Source organism: Pseudomonas sp. 2(2015) (assembly GCF_000955865.1).
Classification (GTDB): domain Bacteria; phylum Pseudomonadota; class Gammaproteobacteria; order Pseudomonadales; family Pseudomonadaceae; genus Aquipseudomonas.
The window spans coordinates 221,668-240,784 of the sequence record NZ_JYOF01000014.1 but is presented as its reverse complement, the minus strand read 5'-3'; the positions used below and the strand labels follow the sequence as shown (position 1 = coordinate 240,784).

Genomic DNA, 19,117 nt, shown 5'->3' with positions numbered 1-19,117 from the left:
AAGGCGGTCGTACCGTCGGCGCCGGCGTCGTAGCCAAAATCATCGAGTAATCGTTGATCGCTTAAAAAGGCCCCCGCTCAGCGGGGGCTTTTTTATTGGGTTGACACTCAGTGGGGCCCTCTATAGAATCACGCCTCCTTTTAACGGGCGTAGTGCGCCCGGTGGGAATAGCAGCCTGGAGTCTGAAATCCAATGCAAAATCAGCAAATCCGTATCAGGTTGAAGGCTTTTGACCATCGCCTGATCGACCAATCCACCCAGGAAATCGTGGAAACCGCGAAACGTACTGGTGCTCAAGTGCGTGGTCCAATTCCACTGCCTACCCGTAAAGAGCGGTTCACCGTTCTGGTCTCCCCGCACGTCAACAAAGACGCGCGTGACCAGTACGAGATCCGTACTCATAAGCGCGTACTGGACATCGTCCAGCCAACGGATAAAACCGTTGATGCTCTTATGAAGCTTGATCTTGCGGCCGGTGTGGAAGTGCAGATCAGCCTCGGCTAAGACACGGTCTTAGTCGTGTAACGCTCTGAAATGGGCGGCCATAGCGGGTGAAAGCCCCGTACACTCATGAGGTTTACAACATGACTATTGGTGTAGTCGGTCGTAAATGCGGTATGACCCGTATTTTCACCGAAGAAGGTGTCTCCATTCCGGTCACGGTCATTGAGATCGAGCCGAATCGCGTCACCCAGTTCAAAACTGAAGAAACCGATGGCTATCGTGCAGTGCAAGTCACTGTCGGTGAGCGTCGCGCTTCGCGCGTGACTGCTGCTCAAGCAGGTCACTTCGCCAAGGCGAACGTTGCCGCGGGTCGCGGTGTCTGGGAATTCCGCCTTGAAGAAGGTGAGTTCCAGGCCGGTGATTCGATCAACGCTGAAATCTTCGCTGCAGGTCAGCTGGTAGACGTTACCGGCCAGTCCAAGGGTAAAGGCTTTGCCGGTACCATCAAGCGCTGGAATTTCCGCGGTCAAGATAACACCCACGGTAACTCCGTCTCCCACCGCGTCCCGGGCTCTATCGGCCAGTGCCAGACTCCTGGTCGTGTATTCAAGGGCAAAAAAATGTCCGGTCACATGGGCGCCGAGCGCGTGACCGTTCAGTCCCTCGAAGTAGTGCGCGTCGACGCTGAACGCAATCTGTTGCTGGTCAAGGGTGCCGTTCCAGGCGCAACTGGCAGCGATCTGGTTGTGCGTCCGGCTGCCAAGGCTCGCGGTTAAGGGGAAGCTGACATGCAACTAAATGTAAATGACGCTCAAGCGATCGAAGTTTCCGAACTGACTTTCGGCGGCGAATTCAACGAGACGCTGGTACACCAAGCAGTCGTGGCCTACATGGCCGGCGGCCGTCAGGGCACCAAGCAGCAGAAAACCCGTTCCGACGTTGCTGGTGGCGGTAAGCGCCCATGGCGTCAGAAAGGCACTGGCCGTGCTCGTGCCGGTACTATCCGTAGCCCAATCTGGCGTGGCGGCGGTACCACTTTCGCAGCTCGTCCTCAGGATCACTCGCAGAAGCTCAACAAGAAGATGTACCGCGCAGCAATGCGTTCCATCCTCGCTGAGCTGGTGCGTACCGACCGTCTGGTCGTGGTTCAGGACTTCGCTGTTGAAGCACCGAAAACCAAAGACCTGCTGAACAAGCTGAACGGCATGGGTCTGAGCGACGTTCTGATCGTTTCGGACGCTGTTGATCAGAACCTGTACCTGGCTGCTCGTAACCTGCCGCACGTCGACGTACGTGACGTACAGGGTTCCGATCCGGTCAGTCTGATCGCATACGACAAAGTGTTGATCACTGTGTCGGCCGTGAAGAAATTCGAGGAGCTGCTGGGATGAACCAGGAACGCGTATTTAAAGTCCTCCTTGGCCCGCATGTTTCCGAGAAGGCTACCGTTCTGGCTGAGAAAAAAGGCCAGTTCGTATTCAAGGTTGCTACTGACGCAACCAAGCTGGAAATCAAGAAAGCTGTCGAAGGCCTGTTCGGCGTAAAAGTCGAAAACGTGTCGACTGTAAACGTTCTGGGTAAAACCAAGCGTACCGCACGTGGTCTGGGCAAGCGCAATGACTGGAAGAAAGCGATCGTTTCGCTTCAGCCAGGCCAAGATCTCGATTTCAGCAGCAGTGCTGAGTAAGGAAGGGGTGCATCATGGCAATCGTTAAATGCAAACCGACTTCCCCTGGCCGCCGTTTCGTGGTCAAGGTGGTCAACAAGGAGCTGCATAAAGGCGCTCCTCACGCACCGCTGCTCGAGAAGAAATCGAAGTCTGGTGGTCGTAACAACAATGGCCGTATCACTACTCGCCACGTAGGTGGTGGTCATAAGCAGCATTACCGTATGGTCGATTTCCGTCGCAACGACAAAGATGGCATCGTCGCCACTGTCGAGCGTATCGAATACGATCCAAACCGTACTGCTCACATCGCACTGCTGTGCTACGCAGACGGCGAGCGCCGCTACATCATCGCCCCTAAAGGCGTTGCTGCTGGCGACCAGCTGATCGCAGGCGCTCTGGCTCCAATCAAGCCAGGCAACTCCCTGCAACTGCGCAACATCCCAGTGGGTAGCACCATTCACGGCATCGAACTGAAGCCGGGCAAAGGTGCACAGATCGCTCGTTCCGCTGGTGCTTCGGCTCAGCTGATCGCTCGCGAAGGTGTCTATGTGACCCTGCGTCTGCGCTCTGGTGAAATGCGTAAAGTCCTGGCTGAATGCCGTGCGACCCTGGGTGAAGTCTCGAACTCCGAGCACAGCCTGCGTTCGCTGGGTAAAGCTGGTGCCAAACGCTGGCGTGGCGTTCGCCCAACCGTTCGTGGTGTTGCCATGAACCCGGTTGACCACCCACATGGTGGTGGTGAAGGTCGTACCTCCGGTGGTCGTCATCCGGTATCGCCATGGGGCTTCCCGACTAAGGGCGCGAAGACTCGTGGTAATAAGCGTACCGACAACATGATCGTCCGTCGTCGCAAGTAAATAGAGGGATACGACAGTGCCACGTTCTCTGAAAAAAGGTCCTTTTATCGATCTTCACCTACTGAAGAAGATCGAAGTGGCGGCGGAAAAGAACGATCGCAAACCAGTTAAGACCTGGTCGCGCCGTTCCATGATCCTGCCACAAATGGTCGGTCTGACCATCGCGGTACACAACGGTCGCCAACACGTCCCAGTTCTCGTGAACGAAGACATGGTCGGCCATAAACTGGGCGAGTTTGCCGGTACCCGCACTTATCGTGGGCACGTGGCTGACAAGAAAGCCAAGCGTTAAGGGGTAAGGAAATGGAAGTAGCCGCTAAGTTGTCGGGCGCTCGAATCTCCGCCCAGAAAGCCCGCTTGGTCGCCGACCAGATCCGCGGGAAGAAGGTGGGCGAAGCGCTCAACCTGTTGGCTTTCAGCAGCAAAAAAGCCGCTGAAATCATGAAGAAAGTCCTCGAGTCGGCCGTAGCCAACGCCGAGCATAACGAAGGCGCAGACGTTGATGACCTGAAGGTCTCCACCGTTTTCGTCAACGAAGGGCGTTCGCTGAAGCGCATCATGCCGCGTGCCAAAGGCCGCGCTGATCGCATCGTCAAGCGGTCTTGCCATATCACTGTCAAGGTTGCGGACAAGTAACGGAGTCGATCAGATGGGTCAGAAAGTACATCCCACTGGCATTCGCCTGGGAATCGTCAAGGAGCACACCTCCGTCTGGTACGCAGACGGTCGGACTTATGCGGACTATTTGCTCGCAGATCTGAATGTGCGTGAGTACCTCCAAGACAAACTAAAAAGCGCGTCCGTTAGCCGTATCGATATCCATCGTCCGGCCCAAACTGCACGCATCACCATCCACACCGCTCGTCCAGGTATCGTTATCGGGAAGAAAGGTGAAGATGTTGAGAAACTGCGTCAGGACCTGACCAAGCAAATGGGTGTGCCTGTGCACATCAACATCGAAGAGATCCGCAAGCCGGAACTCGACGGTATGCTGGTAGCTCAGAGCGTAGCTCAGCAGCTGGAGCGTCGTGTGATGTTCCGTCGCGCCATGAAGCGCGCCGTACAGAACGCCATGCGCATTGGTGCCAAAGGCATCAAGATCCAAGTGAGCGGTCGTCTCGGCGGTGCTGAAATCGCACGTACTGAATGGTATCGCGAAGGTCGTGTGCCGCTGCACACCCTGCGTGCCGATATCGACTATGCCACCTACGAAGCTCACACCACTTACGGTGTGATCGGTGTGAAGGTTTGGATTTTCAAAGGCGAAGTAATTGGTGGTCGCCAAGAAGAACTGAAACCACAAGCACCAGCGCCTCGTAAAAAAGCTGCTAAGTAAGGGGTACGCCAAATGTTGCAACCAAAGCGTACAAAATTCCGCAAGCAGATGACTGGCCACAACCGTGGTCTGGCACTGCGCGGTAGCAAAGTCAGCTTCGGCGAGTTTGCTCTGAAAGCTGTTGCTCGCGGTCGTCTCACCGCCCGCCAGATTGAGTCGGCACGTCGTGCTCTGACCCGTCACGTAAAACGTGGCGGTAAAATCTGGATCCGTGTGTTCCCGGACAAGCCGATCTCCAAGAAGCCTCTCGAAGTGCGGATGGGTAAAGGTAAAGGTTCCGTGGAGTACTGGGTTGCCCAGATCCAGCCAGGCAAAGTCCTGTACGAGATCGAGGGTGTTTCTGAAGAGCTGGCGCGTGAGGCTTTCGCCCTGGCGGCTGCAAAGCTGCCTCTCGCCACCTCCTTTGTTAAGCGGACGGTGATGTGATGAAAGCGAATGAACTTCGTGAAAAATCAGCACAGCAGCTGAACGAGCAACTGCTCGGCTTGCTGCGCGACCAGTTCAATCTGCGTATGCAGAAAGCAACTGGCCAGTTGGGGCAGTCGCACCTGCTCTCGCAAGTTAAGCGTGACATCGCTCGCGTGAAAACTGTGCTCAACCAGCAGGCAGGTAAGTGATCATGGCTGAAGCTGAAAAAACCGTCCGTACGCTGACTGGCCGTGTCGTCAGCGACAAGATGGACAAAACCATCACCGTACTGATCGAGCGTCGCGTAAAGCACCCGATCTACGGTAAATACGTTAAGCGTTCGACTAAGCTGCACGCGCACGACGAAACCAACCAGTGCCATATCGGCGACAAGGTCTCCATCCGTGAGACCCGTCCGCTGGCCAAGACCAAGTCCTGGGCACTGGTTGAAGTTCTCGAACGCGCTGTTGAAGTCTAAGGGCTAAGGGTCGGAGAAATTTTATGATTCAGACTCAATCCATGCTCGATGTGGCCGATAACAGCGGCGCTCGTCGCGTCATGTGCATCAAGGTTCTCGGCGGTTCGCACCGCCGTTACGCCGGCATCGGTGACATCATCAAGGTAACCGTCAAGGAAGCAATTCCTCGCGGTAAAGTGAAGAAAGGCCAAGTGATGACTGCTGTTGTAGTCCGCACTCGCCACGGTGTCCGTCGTGCTGACGGCTCCATCATCCGCTTTGATGGCAATGCTGCTGTTCTGTTGAACAACAAGCAAGAGCCGATCGGCACCCGTATCTTTGGGCCAGTGACCCGTGAACTTCGTACTGAGAAGTTCATGAAGATCGTCTCGCTCGCCCCAGAAGTGCTGTAAGGAGATCCGACATGCAAAAGATTCGTCGTGACGACGAGATCATCGTGATCGCCGGCAAAGACAAAGGTAAGCGCGGTAAGGTGCTCAAGGTTCTCGCTGACGACCGTCTGGTCGTTGGTGGGATCAACCTGGTGAAGCGTCATACCAAGCCTAACCCGATGTCGGGCGTACAGGGCGGTATCGTCGAGAAAGAAGCGCCACTGCACGCTTCCAACGTCGCCATTTTCAACGGCGAAACCAACAAGGCTGACCGCGTTGGTTTCAAAGTAGAAGACGGCAAAAAAATTCGTGTCTTCAAGTCGACCCAAAAAGCGGTTGATGCTTGAACACTGCTAGGTAGAAGACCATGGCACGACTGAAAGAGATTTACCGGAACGAGATTGCTCCCAAGCTTAAGGAAGAACTTAAGCTGGCGAACGTGATGGAAGTTCCGCGCGTTACCAAGATCACCCTGAACATGGGTCTGGGCGAAGCTGTCGGCGACAAAAAAGTCATCGAACACGCTGTTGCTGACCTGGAGAAGATCACCGGTCAGAAAGCCGTTGTGACTTTCGCTCGGAAATCCATCGCGGGCTTCAAAGTCCGTGAGGGCTGGCCGATCGGCGTTAAAGTTACCCTGCGCCGTGATCGTATGTACGAATTCCTGGACCGCCTGCTGGCGATCTCCCTGCCTCGGGTTCGCGACTTCCGCGGCCTGAATGCCAAGTCCTTCGACGGTCGTGGCAACTACAGCATGGGCGTGAAAGAGCAGATCATCTTCCCGGAAATCGACTACGACAAGATCGATGCTCTGCGCGGTCTGGACATTACCCTGACCACCACTGCCAAGAACGATGACGAAGGCCGCGCTCTGATGCGTGCTTTCAAATTCCCGTTCCGCAACTGATTGGAGTAGGAAAATGGCCAAGAAGAGCATGAAAAACCGTGAGCTGAAGCGTCAGCTCACTGTTGCCAAGTACGCCAAGAAGCGTGCCGAGCTGAAAGCGACCATCGTCAACCTGGAAGCAACTCCAGAAGAGCGTTTTGCCGCTGTCGTAGCTCTGCAGAAGCAACCACGTGACGCCAGCGCCTCGCGCCTGCGTAACCGTTGCCGCATCACCGGTCGTCCACACGGCGTTTACCGCAAGTTCGGCCTCGGCCGTAACAAGCTGCGTGAAGCAGCAATGCGCGGTGACGTTCCAGGTCTGGTTAAAGCCAGCTGGTAAGACGTACCGGCAGCGTCCAGGTGGCGGGGGAGCAATCTTCCGACCACCGGTGACCTTGCAACGAAACAAGCCCCTTCTGGGGCTTGTTTCGTTTCTGGGAACTGTCTAGAATGACCGGCTCTCCTGAGCCCGGGTTTTTACGCCCGGCGATTTCAGGGGACTGTAGTAGCCGAGAGGCTAATTTTTCTTGTATCAGGAGCGTCTAGCCCATGAGTATGCAGGACCCGTTAGCGGACATGCTAACTCGCATCCGTAATGCCCAGATGGCTGAAAAGTCCGTCGTAAGCATGCCTTCGTCGACTCTGAAGGTTGCGGTAGCCAAAGTTCTGAAAGATGAAGGTTACATCGCTGGCTACCAAGTCAGCAGCGAAGTAAAACCATCGCTTTCCATCGAGCTGAAATACTTCGAAGGCCGTCCGGTCATCGAGGAAGTCAAGCGCGTAAGTCGTCCAGGCCTGCGTCAGTACAAGTCCGTCGAAGAACTGCCGAAAGTACGTGGCGGTCTGGGCGTGTCTATCGTCTCCACCAACAAAGGTGTGATGACTGATCGTGCTGCGCGCGCTGCCGGTGTCGGCGGCGAAGTTCTCTGCACAGTGTTCTAAGGGGGGATAAGCATGTCTCGCGTCGCTAAGAACCCCGTTAAGCTGCCAGCCGGTGTCGAAGTCAAATTCGTCGGCCAACAGCTTTCGGTGAAGGGTGCCAAGGGCACTCTCGAACTGAACGTTCACTCGTCGGTTGAAATCGTTGAAGAAGCTGGTGAGCTGCGTTTCGCTGCTCGCAATGGCGATCAACAAACTCGCGCTATGGCCGGTACTACCCGCGCCCTGGTGAACAACATGGTCCAGGGCGTAAGCCAAGGCTTCGAGCGTAAGCTCCAGCTGGTCGGTGTTGGTTACAAAGCACAAGCCAAAGGCACCGTGCTGAACCTGGCACTCGGCTTCTCGCATCCAGTGGATTACGAACTGCCGGCCGGTATCACCGCAGAGACCCCAAGCCAGACCGATATCCTGATCAAGGGTATCGACAAGCAGCTGGTAGGTCAGGTGGCCGCTGAAATCCGCGACTTCCGTCCACCAGAGCCGTACAAAGGCAAGGGTGTGCGTTACGCGGACGAAGTCGTCCGTCGTAAAGAAGCCAAGAAGAAGTAGGGCCTAGCAAATGACCGACAAAAAAGTTACTCGACTGCGTCGCGCTCGCAAAGCACGCCTGAAAATGCACGAACTCGAAGTCGTGCGTCTCTGCGTGTTCCGCTCCTCGCAGCACATCTACGCCCAGGTCATTTCGGCCGACGGCAGCAAGGTTCTGGCCAGTGCCTCGACCTTGGACAAAGAACTGCGTGATGGTGCCACCGGCAACATCGACGCGGCCACTAAGGTTGGCAAGCTGGTAGCTGAGCGCGCGAAAGCCGCCGGTGTATCTCAAGTTGCCTTTGACCGTTCCGGCTTCAAGTACCATGGCCGCGTCAAAGCGCTGGCTGATGCTGCTCGTGAAGGCGGGCTGGAGTTCTAAGTTATGGCAAATAACGATCAAAAGCGCGACGAAGGCTACATCGAGAAGCTGGTTCAAGTTAACCGCGTTGCTAAAACCGTCAAAGGCGGCCGTATCTTCACTTTTACCGCGTTGACCGTGGTTGGTGATGGTAAAGGTCGTGTTGGCTTCGGCCGTGGCAAATCGCGCGAAGTACCTGCTGCGATCCAGAAAGCCATGGAAGCTGCTCGTCGCAACATGATTCAGGTAGACCTGAACGGCACTACTCTGCAGTACGCCACCAAGTCCGCCCATGGCGCGTCGAAGGTGTACATGCAGCCTGCCTCGGAAGGTACCGGTATCATCGCCGGTGGCGCAATGCGTGCCGTCCTGGAAGTTGCTGGCGTTCAGAACGTCCTGGCCAAGTGCTACGGCTCGACCAACCCAGTGAACGTGGTTCATGCCACTTTCAAGGGTCTGAAGGCTATGCAATCTCCTGAGTCCATTGCTGCCAAGCGCGGCAAGAGCGTTGAGGAGATCCGCTGATCATGGCTACCGTTAAAGTAACGCTGATCAAAAGCACCGCCGGCCGTCTCCCTAACCACAAACTGTGTGTTAAGGGTCTGGGTCTGCGCCGCATCGGTCACACTGTAGAAGTCCTGGATACTCCCGAGAATCGCGGGATGATCAACAAGGCTTACTACATGCTGCGCGTCGAGGGTTAATCGATGAAACTCAATGATCTGAGTCCAGCGCCGGGTTCCCGTCGCGAGAAGCATCGTCCGGGCCGTGGTATCGGTAGCGGTTTGGGTAAGACTGGTGGCCGCGGCCACAAAGGTCAGACCTCCCGTTCCGGTGGCACCATTGCTCCAGGCTTTGAAGGCGGTCAACAGCCGCTGCACCGTCGTCTGCCGAAATTCGGCTTCGTTTCCCTGAAAGCCATGGACCGCGCAGAAGTGCGTCTGTCCGAGCTGGCCAAAGTGGAAGGCGACGTTGTCACCGTGCAATCCCTGAAGGATGCCAACGTGATTAACCAAAACGTACAGCGTGTGAAAATCATGCTGTCCGGCGAAGTTACTCGCGCGGTCACCATCAAGGGTATCGCAGCCACCAAAGGTGCGCGTGCGGCTATCGAAGCAGCTGGCGGCAAGTTCGAGGAATAAATGGCTAAGCAAGGTGCTCTCTCTTCGCTCGGCAAAGGCGGGATGTCTGAACTCTGGGCTCGTCTGCGTTTTCTGTTCCTGGCGATCATCGTCTACCGGATAGGCGCACACATCCCAGTTCCAGGTATCAACCCGGACCGGCTGGCGGAACTGTTTCGACAGAATGAGGGGACCATTCTTAGCTTGTTCAACATGTTTTCCGGCGGCGCGCTGGAACGGATGAGCATCTTTGCACTGGGGATCATGCCGTACATTTCGGCATCGATCATCATGCAACTGATGACCGCCGTCAGCCCGCAGCTGGAGCAGTTGAAGAAGGAAGGTGAAGCTGGCCGTCGCAAGATCAGCCAGTACACCCGCTACGGCACCGTTATCCTGGCGCTGGTCCAGGCCATTGGCATGTCCATTGGCCTGGCCGGTCAGGGCGTGGCGTTTTCTGCTGACTTTGGCTTCCATTTCGTTGCGGTGTCCACGTTCGTGGCCGGCGCGATGTTCATGATGTGGCTGGGCGAGCAGATCACCGAGCGCGGTGTAGGCAACGGTATCTCGATGTTGATTTTCGCAGGTATCGTCGCCGGTCTTCCGAGAGCAATCGGGCAGTCTTTCGAGTCTGCACGCACAGGCGATATCAACATTTTCGCCCTGGTCGCTATCGGTTTGCTGGCAGTAGCGATTATCGGTTTCGTGGTGTTCATTGAGCGTGGTCAGCGTCGTATCGCCGTTCACTACGCCAAGCGTCAGCAGGGCCGCAAGGTCTTCGCTGCGCAGACCAGCCACCTGCCGTTGAAAGTGAACATGGCGGGTGTAATCCCTGCCATTTTCGCGAGCAGCATCTTGCTGTTCCCGGCTTCGCTGGGTGCCTGGTTCGGTCAGTCCGAAGGTATGGGCTGGTTGCAGGACATCTCGCAGTCGATCGCTCCTGGTCAGCCGTTGAATATTCTGCTGTTTAGTGCAGGGATTATTTTCTTCTGCTTCTTCTATACGGCGTTGATGTTCAATCCGAAAGACGTAGCGGAAAACCTGAAGAAGTCCGGTGCCTTTATTCCGGGCATCCGTCCAGGTGAGCAGTCGGCGCGCTACATTGATGGCGTTCTGACCCGCTTGACCATGTTCGGTGCTCTTTATATGACGGCCGTGTGTCTGCTTCCCCAGTTCCTGGTGGTCGCGGCAAACGTTCCGTTCTACCTTGGCGGGACCTCGTTGCTGATTGTGGTAGTGGTTGTGATGGACTTCATGTCCCAAGTACAATCGCACCTCGTTTCGCACCAGTACGAATCCCTGATGAAGAAAGCCAACCTGAAAGGCTACGGTGGCAGCGGTCTGCTGCGCTGATTGACCCTTAAGGTTCGAGGAGTTGGTGATGAAAGTTCGTGCATCGGTGAAAAAGCTGTGCCGTAACTGCAAAATTATTCGCCGCGAAGGTGTCGTTCGAGTAATTTGCAGTGCGGAACCACGTCACAAGCAGCGCCAAGGCTGATTGTGATCTGCGCTTCAAACCCAGCAGCTAGTGCGCTGCTGGGTTGATTATTTGTTTCTACAGCGATATTATCTCGCGCCCTATTTCTTGGCTTCCGGGGCGTAGGTAGCTGTCAATTGGAGTCCCACTGAATGGCCCGTATTGCAGGCGTCAACATTCCAGATAACAAGCACACTGTTATCTCGCTGACCTACATCTATGGTGTTGGTCGCACTACTGCACAGAAAATCTGTGCAGACACTGGGGTCAACCCAGCCGCAAAGATCAAGGATCTGAGCGACGAGCAGGTTGAATCGCTGCGTACTGAAGTCGCGAAGTACATCACCGAAGGTGATCTGCGTCGTGACATCAACATGAAAATCAAGCGGTTGATGGACCTGGGTTGCTACCGCGGCCTGCGTCATCGTCGGGGTCTGCCAGTACGCGGTCAGCGTACCAAGACCAACGCGCGTACCCGTAAGGGCCCGCGTAAGCCGATCCGCAAGTAATCGCACCAGCGAATCGACAGGAATTTAGAAATGGCAAAACCTGCTGCTCGTCCTCGTAAAAAAGTCAAAAAGACAGTGGTTGATGGCATCGCCCACATCCATGCCTCTTTTAACAACACCATCGTGACCATCACCGATCGTCAAGGTAACGCTCTGTCCTGGGCTACCTCCGGCGGTTCGGGTTTCCGCGGTTCCCGCAAGTCCACCCCGTTCGCTGCTCAGGTAGCTGCTGAACGTGCTGGTCAAGCTGCGCTGGAATATGGTCTGAAGAACCTCGACGTCAACGTCAAGGGTCCAGGTCCAGGTCGTGAGTCCGCTGTTCGTGCTCTGAACGGCTGTGGCTATAAGATCGCCAGCATCACCGACGTGACGCCAATCCCGCATAACGGGTGCCGTCCGCCGAAGAAGCGCCGCGTGTAATCAGGAGACAGATAAATGGCACGTTACATTGGTCCAAAATGCAAACTGTCTCGTCGTGAAGGCACCGATCTGTTCCTGAAGAGCGGCGTTCGCGCTCTGGAATCGAAGTGCAACATCGAAGCAGCCCCAGGTATCCACGGTCAGCGCCGCGGTCGTCAGTCCGACTACGGCACCCAGCTGCGTGAGAAACAAAAAGTTCGTCGTATCTACGGCGTCCTCGAGCGTCAATTCAGCGGTTACTACAAGCAAGCGGCCTCCAAGAAGGGCGCTACTGGTGAGAACCTGCTGCAACTGCTCGAGTGCCGTCTGGATAACGTCGTTTATCGTATGGGCTTTGGCGCTACTCGTGCCGAATCCCGTCAGCTGGTTTCGCACAAAGCGATCAGCGTAAACGGCAAGACTGTAAACGTTCCGTCCTACCAAGTTCGTCCGGGTGACGTGGTCGCGGTTCGCGAGAAGTCGCTGAACCAGCTGCGCATTGTTCAAGCCCTTGAACTGTGCGCCCAGCGTGGCCGCGTTGAGTGGGTAGATGTGGATGCTGCCAAGAAGTCGGGCGTTTTCAAGAACGTTCCTGCTCGCAGTGACCTGTCCGCCGACATCAACGAAAGCCTGATTGTCGAGCTCTACTCCAAGTAAGGGCTAGAAAATAGGTGCATCCATGCAGATTTCGGTAAATGAGTTCCTGACGCCCCGCCACATCGATGTGCAGGTCGTCAGTCCAACCCGCGCTAAAATCACGCTCGAGCCTCTCGAGCGTGGCTTTGGCCATACCCTGGGCAACGCGCTGCGCCGCATCCTGTTGTCCTCCATGCCTGGCTGTGCAGTAGTCGAGGCCGAGATTGACGGTGTACTCCATGAGTACTCGGCAATCGAAGGTGTACAGGAAGATGTCATTGAAATCCTGTTGAACCTGAAAGGCCTGGCTATCAAACTGCACGGTCGTGACGAAGTTACGCTGACCTTGTCGAAGAAGGGTTCGGGGGTGGTTACCGCTGCCGATATTCAGCTGGATCATGATGTCGAGATCGTTAACCCCGATCACGTAATCGCTAACCTGGCGTCGAATGGCGCCTTGAACATGAAGCTCACCGTAGCTCGTGGTCGTGGTTATGAGCCGGCCGATTCGCGTCAGAGCGATGAAGACGAAAGCCGCAGCATTGGTCGCTTGCAGCTCGACTCTTCGTTCAGCCCGGTTCGCCGTATCGCATACGTGGTGGAAAACGCCCGTGTCGAGCAGCGTACCAACCTGGACAAGCTGGTAATTGATCTGGAAACCAACGGTACCCTGGATCCTGAAGAGGCCATCCGTCGTGCCGCAACCATCCTGCAACAGCAGCTGGCTGCGTTCGTCGACCTCAAAGGTGACAGTGAACCAGTGGTAGTCGAACAGGAAGACGAGATCGATCCGATCCTGCTTCGTCCGGTTGACGATCTGGAATTGACCGTGCGTTCGGCCAACTGCCTTAAGGCGGAGAACATTTACTACATCGGCGACCTGATTCAGCGCACCGAAGTAGAACTGTTGAAGACTCCGAACCTGGGCAAGAAATCCTTGACCGAAATCAAGGACGTTCTGGCCTCCCGTGGTCTGTCCCTCGGCATGCGCCTCGACAACTGGCCGCCTGCAAGTCTTAAGAAGGACGACAAGGCGACTGCCTGATCGTCGTAATCACCGAACGTAGTGTTTGGTAAGGAATGAACCCATGCGTCATCGTAAAAGTGGACGTCACCTGAGCCGTACTAGCTCTCACCGTAAGGCCATGTTCCAGAACATGGCGGTGTCGCTGTTCGAGCACGAGCTGATCAAAACTACTCTGCCAAAAGCCAAGGAACTGCGCCGCGTTGCCGAGCCGCTGATCACCCTGGCCAAGGAAGACAGCGTTGCTAACCGTCGTCTGGCTTTCGACCGTACCCGTTCGAAAGAAATCGTCGGCAAGCTGTTCAACGATCTGGGCAAGCGCTATGCCACCCGTCAGGGCGGCTACCTGCGTATCCTCAAGTGCGGCTTCCGCGCTGGCGATAACGCACCTATGGCGTACGTCGAGCTGGTTGATCGTCCTGTTGGTGGCTCGGTTGAAGCTGCTGAGTAAAGCGAACAGTCTGTAACAAGAAACCGGGCCTAGTGCCCGGTTTTTTGTGTCTATATGTATTGTAATAATCTATTGATCTGAGTCAGGCAATGAATTTGTTGTTGTCATAGTTGTGGTCGATACTCCTCCCAAGCCGATTAGCCGGCCGTTCAAGACCGATAGGGAGAGAGAGCATGAGCCAGAACAAAATACTGACCACCGCCAGCGGCGCCCCGGTAGCCGACAACCAGAATTCGCGTTCGGCAGGCCCACGCGGCCCGCTGTTGCTGGATGACTTCCATCTCATCGAGAAGCTCGCGCATTTCAACCGCGAGAACATCCCTGAACGCCGCGTACACGCCAAAGGCTCGGGTGCCTATGGCACCTTCACCGTTACCCGTGATATCACCCAGTACAGCTGCGCCAAGCTTTTCAGCAATGTTGGCAAGCAGACCGAGACCTTCCTGCGTTTCTCCACCGTCGGTGGCGAGCGGGGGTCGGCGGATACCGAGCGCGACCCGCGTGGTTTTGCCCTGAAGTTCTACACCGAGGAAGGCAACTGGGACATCGTTGGCAACAACACCCCGGTGTTCTTCATCCGTGACCCGCTGAAATTCCCCGACTTTATCCACACCCAGAAGCGCCTGCCGCAAAGCAACCTGAAGAGCGCGCAGATGATGTGGGACTTCTGGTCGCACTCGCCTGAAGCGCTGCACCAGGTCACCATCCTGTTCTCCGACCGCGGCATTCCGGACGGCTACCGGCACATGCATGGTTTTGGCAGCCATACCTACAGCCTGATCAACGCTCAGGGGCAGCGCACCTGGGTCAAATGGCACTTCAAGACCAAACAGGGCATCAAGAACCTGGCACCTGCCGAGGCTGCTCGCCTTGCCGGTACCGATCCGGATTACGCCCAACGCGACCTGTTCGAAGCGATCGAGCGCGGTGACTTCCCGAAATGGGCCGTGTGCATCCAGGTCATGAGCGAAGAAGAAGCGGCCAGCCGCGACGAGAACCCGTTCGACGTGACCAAGACCTGGTCGCAGAAGGACTACCCGCTCATCGAGATCGGCGAACTGGAACTCAACCGCAACCCGCTGAACTACTTTGCCGAAGTCGAGCAAGCCGCGTTTGGCCCGAGCAACATGGTGCCGGGTGTCGGCCTGTCGCCAGACCGCATGCTGCAGGGACGCGTGTTCGCTTACGCAGACGCCCATCGCTACCGCGTCGGTACCAACCACCAGCAACTGCCGGTAAACGCCCCACGCAGCCCGGTAAACAGCTACCAGCGTGATGGTTCTATGGCGTTTGGCAGCAACGGTGGTGCGGCGCCTAACTATGAGCCGAACAGCTACGCCAATGCGCCCAAGCAAGCGCCGCAGTATGCTGAGCCGCCACTGGCGCTCAACGGTGTCGCCGATCGTTACGATCACCGCGAAGACACCGACTACTACAGCCATGCCGGTGCGCTGTTCCGCCTGATGAACCCGGAGCAGAAGGCGCTGCTGATCAGCAACATCGCCGGCGCCATGGGCGGAGTTTCTGAAGAGGTGGTCCAGCGTCAGTTGCAACACTTCTTCAAGGCCGATCCGGCCTATGGCGAAGGGATTGCCAAGGCTTTGGGCATAAATCTCGCCTAAGTCGAAGTGATAAGAAGAACCGCCCTCATTTGGGCGGTTTTTCAATGAATATCACTACCGTTTACCCGCTTTTTTGCACTTTTTTGCCCAATTCTCAGTGACCTTCCGGTCATCCTGGTTCAAACTATGACTTTCACACAGGGAGAGGCAGGGCGATGCAAGGTCACCCGGACGTAATCGATTATCTCAACACGTTGCTGACGGGCGAACTGGCGGCACGTGACCAATATTTCATTCACTCGCGGATGTACGAGGACTGGGGCTTGAGCAAGCTCTACGAGCGTATCAACCACGAAATGGAAGAAGAGGCGCAACACGCCGATGCCCTGATGCGTCGTATCCTCATGCTCGAAGGCACCCCGCGCATGCGTCCTGATGACCTGGACGTCGGCACCACCGTGCCGGACATGATCGCCGCCGACCTGCGCCTGGAGTACAAGGTGCGCGCGGCACTGTGCAAAGGCATCGAGCTGTGCGAACTGCACAAGGACTACATCAGCCGCGACATCCTGCGCCTGCAGCTGGCCGATACCGAAGAAGATCACACCTACTGGCTGGAAAAACAGCAGGGCCTGATCAAGTCGATCGGTCTGGAGAACTACCTGCAATCGCAGATGTAATTTTCCGGAGCAAAAAAAGCCCCGCCAGTGCGGGGCTTTTTCATGTGCGAGCGGGCCGAATCAGGCGCGATCACGTTCCAGCAGCGGCTTGAGGTAGTAGCCGGTATACGACTGCTTCATCTCGGCCACTTGTTCCGGTGTACCGAAGCCGATGATCTGTCCGCCTTTGGAACCGCCCTCGGGGCCGAGGTCGACGATCCAGTCGGCAGTCTTGATCACGTCCAGGTTGTGCTCGATCACCACTACGGTGTTGCCGTGATCGCGCAGGCGGTGCAGCACATCGAGCAACTGCTGGATATCGGCAAAGTGCAGGCCGGTAGTCGGTTCGTCGAGGATGTACAGGGTCTTGCCGGTGTCACGCTTGGACAGCTCGCGTGACAGCTTGACCCGCTGCGCTTCGCCACCGGAGAGGGTGGTCGCCGACTGGCCGAGCTTGATGTAGGACAGGCCGACATCCATCAGTGTCTGCAGCTTGCGCGCCAGCGCCGGTACCGCGTCGAAGAACTCGCGGGCTTCCTCGATGGTCATTTCCAGGACCTCGTGGATGTTCTTGCCCTTGTACTTGATCTCCAGGGTTTCGCGGTTGTAGCGCTTGCTCTTGCACACATCGCACGGCACGTAGATGTCCGGCAAAAAGTGCATCTCGACCTTGATCAGGCCGTCGCCCTGGCACGCTTCGCAGCGCCCGCCCTTGACGTTGAACGAGAAACGACCCGGGCCGTAGCCGCGCGAGCGCGACTCCGGCACGCCGGAGAACAGCTCGCGAATTGGCGTGAACAGTCCGGTGTAGGTCGCCGGGTTCGAGCGCGGGGTACGGCCGATCGGGCTCTGGTCGATGTCGACCACCTTGTCCAGGTGCTGCAGGCCATCGCAGCTGTCGTGCGGCGCCGCTTCCAGGGTGCTGGCACCGTTGAGGGCGGTGGCGCTGAGCGGGAACAAGGTGTTGTTGATCAGGGTCGATTTGCCGGAGCCGGACACGCCAGTCACGCACGTCAGCAGGCCGATCGGAATTTCCAGGTCGACGTTCTGCAGGTTGTTGCCGCGCGCGCCCTTGAGCTTGATCGAGAGCTTCTTGTTACGCGGCGTACGCTTGGCCGGTACGGCAATCTTCACTCGGCCAGACAAGTACTTGCCGGTCAGCGAGTCGGGATGGGCCATGACCTCGGCCGGGGTGCCTTCGGCGACGATCTGGCCGCCATGCACGCCGGCGCCCGGGCCAATGTCGACGACGTAGTCGGCCAGGCGAATGGCGTCCTCGTCATGCTCGACCACGATCACCGTGTTGCCGATGTCGCGCAGGTGATTGAGGGTGCCGAGCAAGCGGTCGTTGTCGCGCTGGTGCAGGCCGATGGACGGCTCGTCGAGGATGTACATGACCCCGACCAGGCCGGCGCCGATCTGGCTGGCCAGGCGGATACGCTGGGCTTCACCGCCGGAGAGGGTATCGGCGCTGCGATCGAGGGTCAGGTAGTCGAGACCGACGTTGACCAGAAACTGCAGGCGCTCGCAGATTTCCTTGAGGATCTTGTCGGCAATTTCGCCCCGGCGACCGGTCAGCTTGAGGCCACCGAAGTAACCGCTGGCATCGCCGATCGGCAGGCAAGTGACTGCCGGCAGGGTCTTCTCGCCGACCCACACGTGCCGCGCTTCACGGCGCAGGCGCGTGCCACGGCAATCCGGGCAGGGCTGGGTGCTGAGGAACTTGGCCAGCTCTTCGCGCACGGTCGCCGACTCGGTCTCGCGGTAGCGGCGTTCCAGGTTCGGCACGATGCCTTCGAACGGGTGCGAGCGCTTGACGATGTCGCCGCGGTCGTTGAGGTATTTGAAATCAACGTTCTGCTTGCCGCTGCCGTGGAGGATGACTTTCTGCTGCTCGGCCGGTAGTTCGCCGAAGGGGATCTCGAGGCTGAAGTCATAATGCGCGGCCAGCGAGCCGAGCATCTGGAAGTAATAGACGTTGCGCCGGTCCCAGCCGCGAATCGCACCTTCAGCCAGGGTCAGCTCGCTATTGACCAGGCGCTTGATGTCGAAGAACTGCTTGACCCCCAGGCCGTCGCAGGTCGGGCAGGCGCCGGCCGGGTTGTTGAAGGAGAACAGCTTGGGCTCCAGCTCGCTGATCGCATGGCCGCAGATCGGGCAGGCGAAGCGGGCGGAGAAGATCATTTCTTCGAACGGTTGGTCGTCCATCGAAGCGACCAGGGCGATGCCGTCGGCCAGTTTCAGCGCGGTTTCGAACGACTCGGCCAGGCGCTGCTGCAGGTCATCACGCACCTTGAAGCGGTCGACGACTACTTCGATGGTGTGTTTTTTCTGCTTGTCGAGCTTGGGCAGTTCATCGAGCTCGAACAGCTTGCCGTTGACCCGCGCGCGGACGAAGCCCTGGGCGCGCAGCTCTTCGAATACCGCCAGGTGTTCACCCTTGCGCTCGCGAATCACCGGCGCCAGCAGCATCAGCTTGCTGCCTTCGGGCTGGGCCAGGACCAGGTCGACCATCTGGCTGACGGTCTGCGCTTCCAGCGGGATGTCGTGGTCCGGGCAGCGCGGGGTACCGACGCGGGCGTAGAGCAGGCGCAGGTAGTCGTAGATTTCGGTGATGGTGCCGACGGTCGAACGCGGGTTGTGCGAGGTCGACTTTTGCTCGATGGAGATCGCTGGCGACAGGCCTTCGATGGTATCGACGTCGGGCTTTTCCATCATCGACAGGAACTGCCGGGCGTACGCCGACAGGGATTCGACATAACGGCGCTGGCCTTCGGCGTACAGGGTATCGAAGGCCAGGGACGACTTGCCGGAACCGGACAGGCCGGTGATGACGATCAACTTGTCCCGGGGCAGGGTCAGGTCGATGTTCTTCAGGTTGTGGGTACGTGCCCCACGAATCAGGATCTTGTCCACTGCGGCCTCGCTCGGCGGGCATAAACGGTTGAGTATACGGCTCCATGCCATTACGCGGCAAAGCGTCGCGTATATGCCGTTATGCG

At 57.2% G+C, this 19,117-nt stretch carries 31 protein-coding genes; 30 read left to right on the top strand and 1 reads right to left on the bottom strand.

All coding sequences use genetic code 11. The annotated features are described in order from the left end of the window. Positions 1 to 192 precede the first annotated feature (192 nt). From rpsJ to bfr, 30 genes are all read left to right on the top strand, one after another. A complete protein-coding gene (gene rpsJ, locus UB48_RS19555; protein ID WP_003186070.1) occupies positions 193 to 504 on the top strand; it encodes a 30S ribosomal protein S10 in 312 nt (103 codons plus the stop codon). An 80-nt stretch (positions 505 to 584) separates the two neighbouring features. Further along, complete coding sequence (rplC, locus tag UB48_RS19550; RefSeq protein WP_010220304.1) at positions 585 to 1,220, top strand: 50S ribosomal protein L3; 636 nt, start codon at positions 585 to 587, stop codon at positions 1,218 to 1,220. 12 nt (positions 1,221 to 1,232) lie between these two features. Beyond that, a complete protein-coding gene (rplD, locus tag UB48_RS19545) occupies positions 1,233 to 1,835 on the top strand; it encodes a 50S ribosomal protein L4 (RefSeq protein WP_010220305.1) in 603 nt (200 codons plus the stop codon). After that, positions 1,832 to 2,131 carry a 50S ribosomal protein L23 gene (gene rplW / locus UB48_RS19540; RefSeq protein ID WP_010220306.1) on the top strand — a complete coding sequence of 100 codons (300 nt, stop codon included), beginning with the start codon at positions 1,832 to 1,834 and terminating at the stop codon, positions 2,129 to 2,131. The genes rplD and rplW overlap by 4 nt, the downstream gene beginning before the upstream one ends. Before the next feature lie 14 nt (positions 2,132 to 2,145). Continuing rightward, positions 2,146 to 2,970, top strand: coding sequence for a 50S ribosomal protein L2 (gene rplB, locus UB48_RS19535; RefSeq protein WP_038606161.1), 825 nt, complete (start codon positions 2,146 to 2,148; stop codon positions 2,968 to 2,970). Between the two features lie 16 nt (positions 2,971 to 2,986). After that, positions 2,987 to 3,262, top strand: coding sequence for a 30S ribosomal protein S19 (gene rpsS, locus UB48_RS19530; protein ID WP_002555486.1), 276 nt, complete (start codon positions 2,987 to 2,989; stop codon positions 3,260 to 3,262). An 11-nt stretch (positions 3,263 to 3,273) separates the two neighbouring features. Continuing rightward, positions 3,274 to 3,606 carry a 50S ribosomal protein L22 gene (gene rplV, locus UB48_RS19525; RefSeq protein ID WP_003103908.1) on the top strand — a complete coding sequence of 111 codons (333 nt, stop codon included), beginning with the start codon at positions 3,274 to 3,276 and terminating at the stop codon, positions 3,604 to 3,606. A 13-nt stretch (positions 3,607 to 3,619) separates the two neighbouring features. After that, positions 3,620 to 4,306, top strand: a complete 687-nt coding sequence (gene rpsC, locus UB48_RS19520; RefSeq protein WP_010220308.1) for a 30S ribosomal protein S3 — start codon at positions 3,620 to 3,622, stop codon at positions 4,304 to 4,306. A 12-nt stretch (positions 4,307 to 4,318) separates the two neighbouring features. After that, positions 4,319 to 4,732 (top strand): 50S ribosomal protein L16, encoded by a 414-nt coding sequence (gene rplP, locus UB48_RS19515; RefSeq protein ID WP_003255479.1) that lies wholly within the window; start codon positions 4,319 to 4,321, stop codon positions 4,730 to 4,732. Further along, entirely contained in the window at positions 4,732 to 4,923 is a 192-nt protein-coding gene (gene rpmC, locus UB48_RS19510; RefSeq protein ID WP_002555481.1) for a 50S ribosomal protein L29, read from the top strand. The genes rplP and rpmC overlap by 1 nt, the downstream gene beginning before the upstream one ends. Positions 4,924 to 4,925: 2 nt before the next feature. Then, entirely contained in the window at positions 4,926 to 5,192 is a 267-nt protein-coding gene (gene rpsQ / locus UB48_RS19505; RefSeq protein WP_008374160.1) for a 30S ribosomal protein S17, read from the top strand. Positions 5,193 to 5,215: 23 nt separating this feature from the next. Next, entirely contained in the window at positions 5,216 to 5,584 is a 369-nt protein-coding gene (gene rplN / locus UB48_RS19500) for a 50S ribosomal protein L14 (protein WP_002555479.1), read from the top strand. Between the two features lie 11 nt (positions 5,585 to 5,595). Next, on the top strand, positions 5,596 to 5,910 hold the full coding sequence (rplX, locus tag UB48_RS19495; RefSeq protein ID WP_009397501.1) for a 50S ribosomal protein L24: 315 nt from the start codon (positions 5,596 to 5,598) through the stop codon (positions 5,908 to 5,910). 20 nt (positions 5,911 to 5,930) lie between these two features. Then, entirely contained in the window at positions 5,931 to 6,470 is a 540-nt protein-coding gene (rplE, locus tag UB48_RS19490; RefSeq protein ID WP_010220311.1) for a 50S ribosomal protein L5, read from the top strand. 13 nt (positions 6,471 to 6,483) lie between these two features. Beyond that, positions 6,484 to 6,789, top strand: a complete 306-nt coding sequence (rpsN, locus tag UB48_RS19485) for a 30S ribosomal protein S14 (protein WP_010220312.1) — start codon at positions 6,484 to 6,486, stop codon at positions 6,787 to 6,789. Between the two features lie 209 nt (positions 6,790 to 6,998). Then, on the top strand, positions 6,999 to 7,391 hold the full coding sequence (rpsH, locus tag UB48_RS19480; protein WP_010220313.1) for a 30S ribosomal protein S8: 393 nt from the start codon (positions 6,999 to 7,001) through the stop codon (positions 7,389 to 7,391). 12 nt (positions 7,392 to 7,403) lie between these two features. Then, the gene (gene rplF / locus UB48_RS19475; RefSeq protein ID WP_010220314.1) at positions 7,404 to 7,937 is read left to right on the top strand and encodes a 50S ribosomal protein L6; all 534 of its coding nucleotides are present in this window, start codon (positions 7,404 to 7,406) and stop codon (positions 7,935 to 7,937) included. A 10-nt stretch (positions 7,938 to 7,947) separates the two neighbouring features. Further along, on the top strand, positions 7,948 to 8,298 hold the full coding sequence (rplR, locus tag UB48_RS19470) for a 50S ribosomal protein L18 (protein ID WP_009397496.1): 351 nt from the start codon (positions 7,948 to 7,950) through the stop codon (positions 8,296 to 8,298). A gap of 3 nt (positions 8,299 to 8,301) precedes the next feature. After that, positions 8,302 to 8,802, top strand: a complete 501-nt coding sequence (gene rpsE / locus UB48_RS19465) for a 30S ribosomal protein S5 (RefSeq protein ID WP_010220316.1) — start codon at positions 8,302 to 8,304, stop codon at positions 8,800 to 8,802. Positions 8,803 to 8,804: 2 nt separating this feature from the next. Continuing rightward, the gene (gene rpmD, locus UB48_RS19460) at positions 8,805 to 8,981 is read left to right on the top strand and encodes a 50S ribosomal protein L30 (RefSeq protein WP_010220317.1); all 177 of its coding nucleotides are present in this window, start codon (positions 8,805 to 8,807) and stop codon (positions 8,979 to 8,981) included. 3 nt (positions 8,982 to 8,984) lie between these two features. After that, positions 8,985 to 9,419: a 50S ribosomal protein L15 gene (gene rplO, locus UB48_RS19455; protein ID WP_010220318.1), complete on the top strand. Its 435-nt coding sequence runs from the start codon at positions 8,985 to 8,987 to the stop codon at positions 9,417 to 9,419. After that, a complete protein-coding gene (gene secY, locus UB48_RS19450) occupies positions 9,420 to 10,751 on the top strand; it encodes a preprotein translocase subunit SecY (protein ID WP_010220319.1) in 1,332 nt (443 codons plus the stop codon). Positions 10,752 to 10,779: 28 nt separating this feature from the next. Next, complete coding sequence (gene rpmJ / locus UB48_RS27420) at positions 10,780 to 10,896, top strand: 50S ribosomal protein L36 (protein ID WP_002555468.1); 117 nt, start codon at positions 10,780 to 10,782, stop codon at positions 10,894 to 10,896. 131 nt (positions 10,897 to 11,027) lie between these two features. Then, a complete protein-coding gene (rpsM, locus tag UB48_RS19445) occupies positions 11,028 to 11,384 on the top strand; it encodes a 30S ribosomal protein S13 (protein WP_038998488.1) in 357 nt (118 codons plus the stop codon). A 30-nt stretch (positions 11,385 to 11,414) separates the two neighbouring features. Beyond that, positions 11,415 to 11,804 carry a 30S ribosomal protein S11 gene (rpsK, locus tag UB48_RS19440; RefSeq protein ID WP_002555466.1) on the top strand — a complete coding sequence of 130 codons (390 nt, stop codon included), beginning with the start codon at positions 11,415 to 11,417 and terminating at the stop codon, positions 11,802 to 11,804. 15 nt (positions 11,805 to 11,819) lie between these two features. Further along, positions 11,820 to 12,440, top strand: coding sequence for a 30S ribosomal protein S4 (gene rpsD / locus UB48_RS19435; RefSeq protein WP_010220321.1), 621 nt, complete (start codon positions 11,820 to 11,822; stop codon positions 12,438 to 12,440). A 22-nt stretch (positions 12,441 to 12,462) separates the two neighbouring features. Next, the gene (gene rpoA / locus UB48_RS19430; RefSeq protein WP_003186012.1) at positions 12,463 to 13,464 is read left to right on the top strand and encodes a DNA-directed RNA polymerase subunit alpha; all 1,002 of its coding nucleotides are present in this window, start codon (positions 12,463 to 12,465) and stop codon (positions 13,462 to 13,464) included. 43 nt (positions 13,465 to 13,507) lie between these two features. Continuing rightward, entirely contained in the window at positions 13,508 to 13,894 is a 387-nt protein-coding gene (gene rplQ, locus UB48_RS19425) for a 50S ribosomal protein L17 (protein ID WP_002555463.1), read from the top strand. A gap of 173 nt (positions 13,895 to 14,067) precedes the next feature. After that, positions 14,068 to 15,516 carry a catalase gene (locus UB48_RS19420; protein ID WP_045200029.1) on the top strand — a complete coding sequence of 483 codons (1,449 nt, stop codon included), beginning with the start codon at positions 14,068 to 14,070 and terminating at the stop codon, positions 15,514 to 15,516. A gap of 155 nt (positions 15,517 to 15,671) precedes the next feature. Next, positions 15,672 to 16,136: a bacterioferritin gene (bfr, locus tag UB48_RS19415; RefSeq protein ID WP_045200027.1), complete on the top strand. Its 465-nt coding sequence runs from the start codon at positions 15,672 to 15,674 to the stop codon at positions 16,134 to 16,136. A gap of 60 nt (positions 16,137 to 16,196) precedes the next feature. On the opposite strand, the gene uvrA is transcribed toward bfr, so the two are convergent. Then, positions 16,197 to 19,031 (bottom strand): excinuclease ABC subunit UvrA, encoded by a 2,835-nt coding sequence (gene uvrA / locus UB48_RS19410; protein WP_045200024.1) that lies wholly within the window; start codon positions 19,029 to 19,031, stop codon positions 16,197 to 16,199. Positions 19,032 to 19,117 lie beyond the last annotated feature (86 nt).

Bases quoted from the DNA above. Each gene is read 5' to 3' on its own strand.
- rplX (WP_009397501.1), top strand. From the start codon at position 5,596: ATGCAAAAGATTCGTCGTGACGACGAGATCATCGTGATCGCCGGCAAA.
- rplE (WP_010220311.1), top strand. From the start codon at position 5,931: ATGGCACGACTGAAAGAGATTTACCGGAACGAGATTGCTCCCAAGCTT.
- rplB (WP_038606161.1), top strand. From the start codon at position 2,146: ATGGCAATCGTTAAATGCAAACCGACTTCCCCTGGCCGCCGTTTCGTG.
- rpsM (WP_038998488.1), top strand. From the start codon at position 11,028: ATGGCCCGTATTGCAGGCGTCAACATTCCAGATAACAAGCACACTGTT.
- rpsJ (WP_003186070.1), top strand. From the start codon at position 193: ATGCAAAATCAGCAAATCCGTATCAGGTTGAAGGCTTTTGACCATCGC.
- rplO (WP_010220318.1), top strand. From the start codon at position 8,985: ATGAAACTCAATGATCTGAGTCCAGCGCCGGGTTCCCGTCGCGAGAAG.
- rplR (WP_009397496.1), top strand. From the start codon at position 7,948: ATGACCGACAAAAAAGTTACTCGACTGCGTCGCGCTCGCAAAGCACGC.
- rpmC (WP_002555481.1), top strand. From the start codon at position 4,732: ATGAAAGCGAATGAACTTCGTGAAAAATCAGCACAGCAGCTGAACGAG.
- rplN (WP_002555479.1), top strand. From the start codon at position 5,216: ATGATTCAGACTCAATCCATGCTCGATGTGGCCGATAACAGCGGCGCT.
- rplF (WP_010220314.1), top strand. From the start codon at position 7,404: ATGTCTCGCGTCGCTAAGAACCCCGTTAAGCTGCCAGCCGGTGTCGAA.
- rplV (WP_003103908.1), top strand. From the start codon at position 3,274: ATGGAAGTAGCCGCTAAGTTGTCGGGCGCTCGAATCTCCGCCCAGAAA.
- rpsE (WP_010220316.1), top strand. From the start codon at position 8,302: ATGGCAAATAACGATCAAAAGCGCGACGAAGGCTACATCGAGAAGCTG.
- rplQ (WP_002555463.1), top strand. From the start codon at position 13,508: ATGCGTCATCGTAAAAGTGGACGTCACCTGAGCCGTACTAGCTCTCAC.
- rpsD (WP_010220321.1), top strand. From the start codon at position 11,820: ATGGCACGTTACATTGGTCCAAAATGCAAACTGTCTCGTCGTGAAGGC.
- rplW (WP_010220306.1), top strand. From the start codon at position 1,832: ATGAACCAGGAACGCGTATTTAAAGTCCTCCTTGGCCCGCATGTTTCC.
- rpsN (WP_010220312.1), top strand. From the start codon at position 6,484: ATGGCCAAGAAGAGCATGAAAAACCGTGAGCTGAAGCGTCAGCTCACT.
- rpoA (WP_003186012.1), top strand. From the start codon at position 12,463: ATGCAGATTTCGGTAAATGAGTTCCTGACGCCCCGCCACATCGATGTG.
- UB48_RS19420 (WP_045200029.1), top strand. From the start codon at position 14,068: ATGAGCCAGAACAAAATACTGACCACCGCCAGCGGCGCCCCGGTAGCC.
- rpmD (WP_010220317.1), top strand. From the start codon at position 8,805: ATGGCTACCGTTAAAGTAACGCTGATCAAAAGCACCGCCGGCCGTCTC.
- rplP (WP_003255479.1), top strand. From the start codon at position 4,319: ATGTTGCAACCAAAGCGTACAAAATTCCGCAAGCAGATGACTGGCCAC.
- bfr (WP_045200027.1), top strand. From the start codon at position 15,672: ATGCAAGGTCACCCGGACGTAATCGATTATCTCAACACGTTGCTGACG.
- rpsK (WP_002555466.1), top strand. From the start codon at position 11,415: ATGGCAAAACCTGCTGCTCGTCCTCGTAAAAAAGTCAAAAAGACAGTG.
- rpmJ (WP_002555468.1), top strand. From the start codon at position 10,780: ATGAAAGTTCGTGCATCGGTGAAAAAGCTGTGCCGTAACTGCAAAATT.
- rpsQ (WP_008374160.1), top strand. From the start codon at position 4,926: ATGGCTGAAGCTGAAAAAACCGTCCGTACGCTGACTGGCCGTGTCGTC.
- rpsC (WP_010220308.1), top strand. From the start codon at position 3,620: ATGGGTCAGAAAGTACATCCCACTGGCATTCGCCTGGGAATCGTCAAG.
- rplC (WP_010220304.1), top strand. From the start codon at position 585: ATGACTATTGGTGTAGTCGGTCGTAAATGCGGTATGACCCGTATTTTC.
- rpsH (WP_010220313.1), top strand. From the start codon at position 6,999: ATGAGTATGCAGGACCCGTTAGCGGACATGCTAACTCGCATCCGTAAT.
- secY (WP_010220319.1), top strand. From the start codon at position 9,420: ATGGCTAAGCAAGGTGCTCTCTCTTCGCTCGGCAAAGGCGGGATGTCT.
- rplD (WP_010220305.1), top strand. From the start codon at position 1,233: ATGCAACTAAATGTAAATGACGCTCAAGCGATCGAAGTTTCCGAACTG.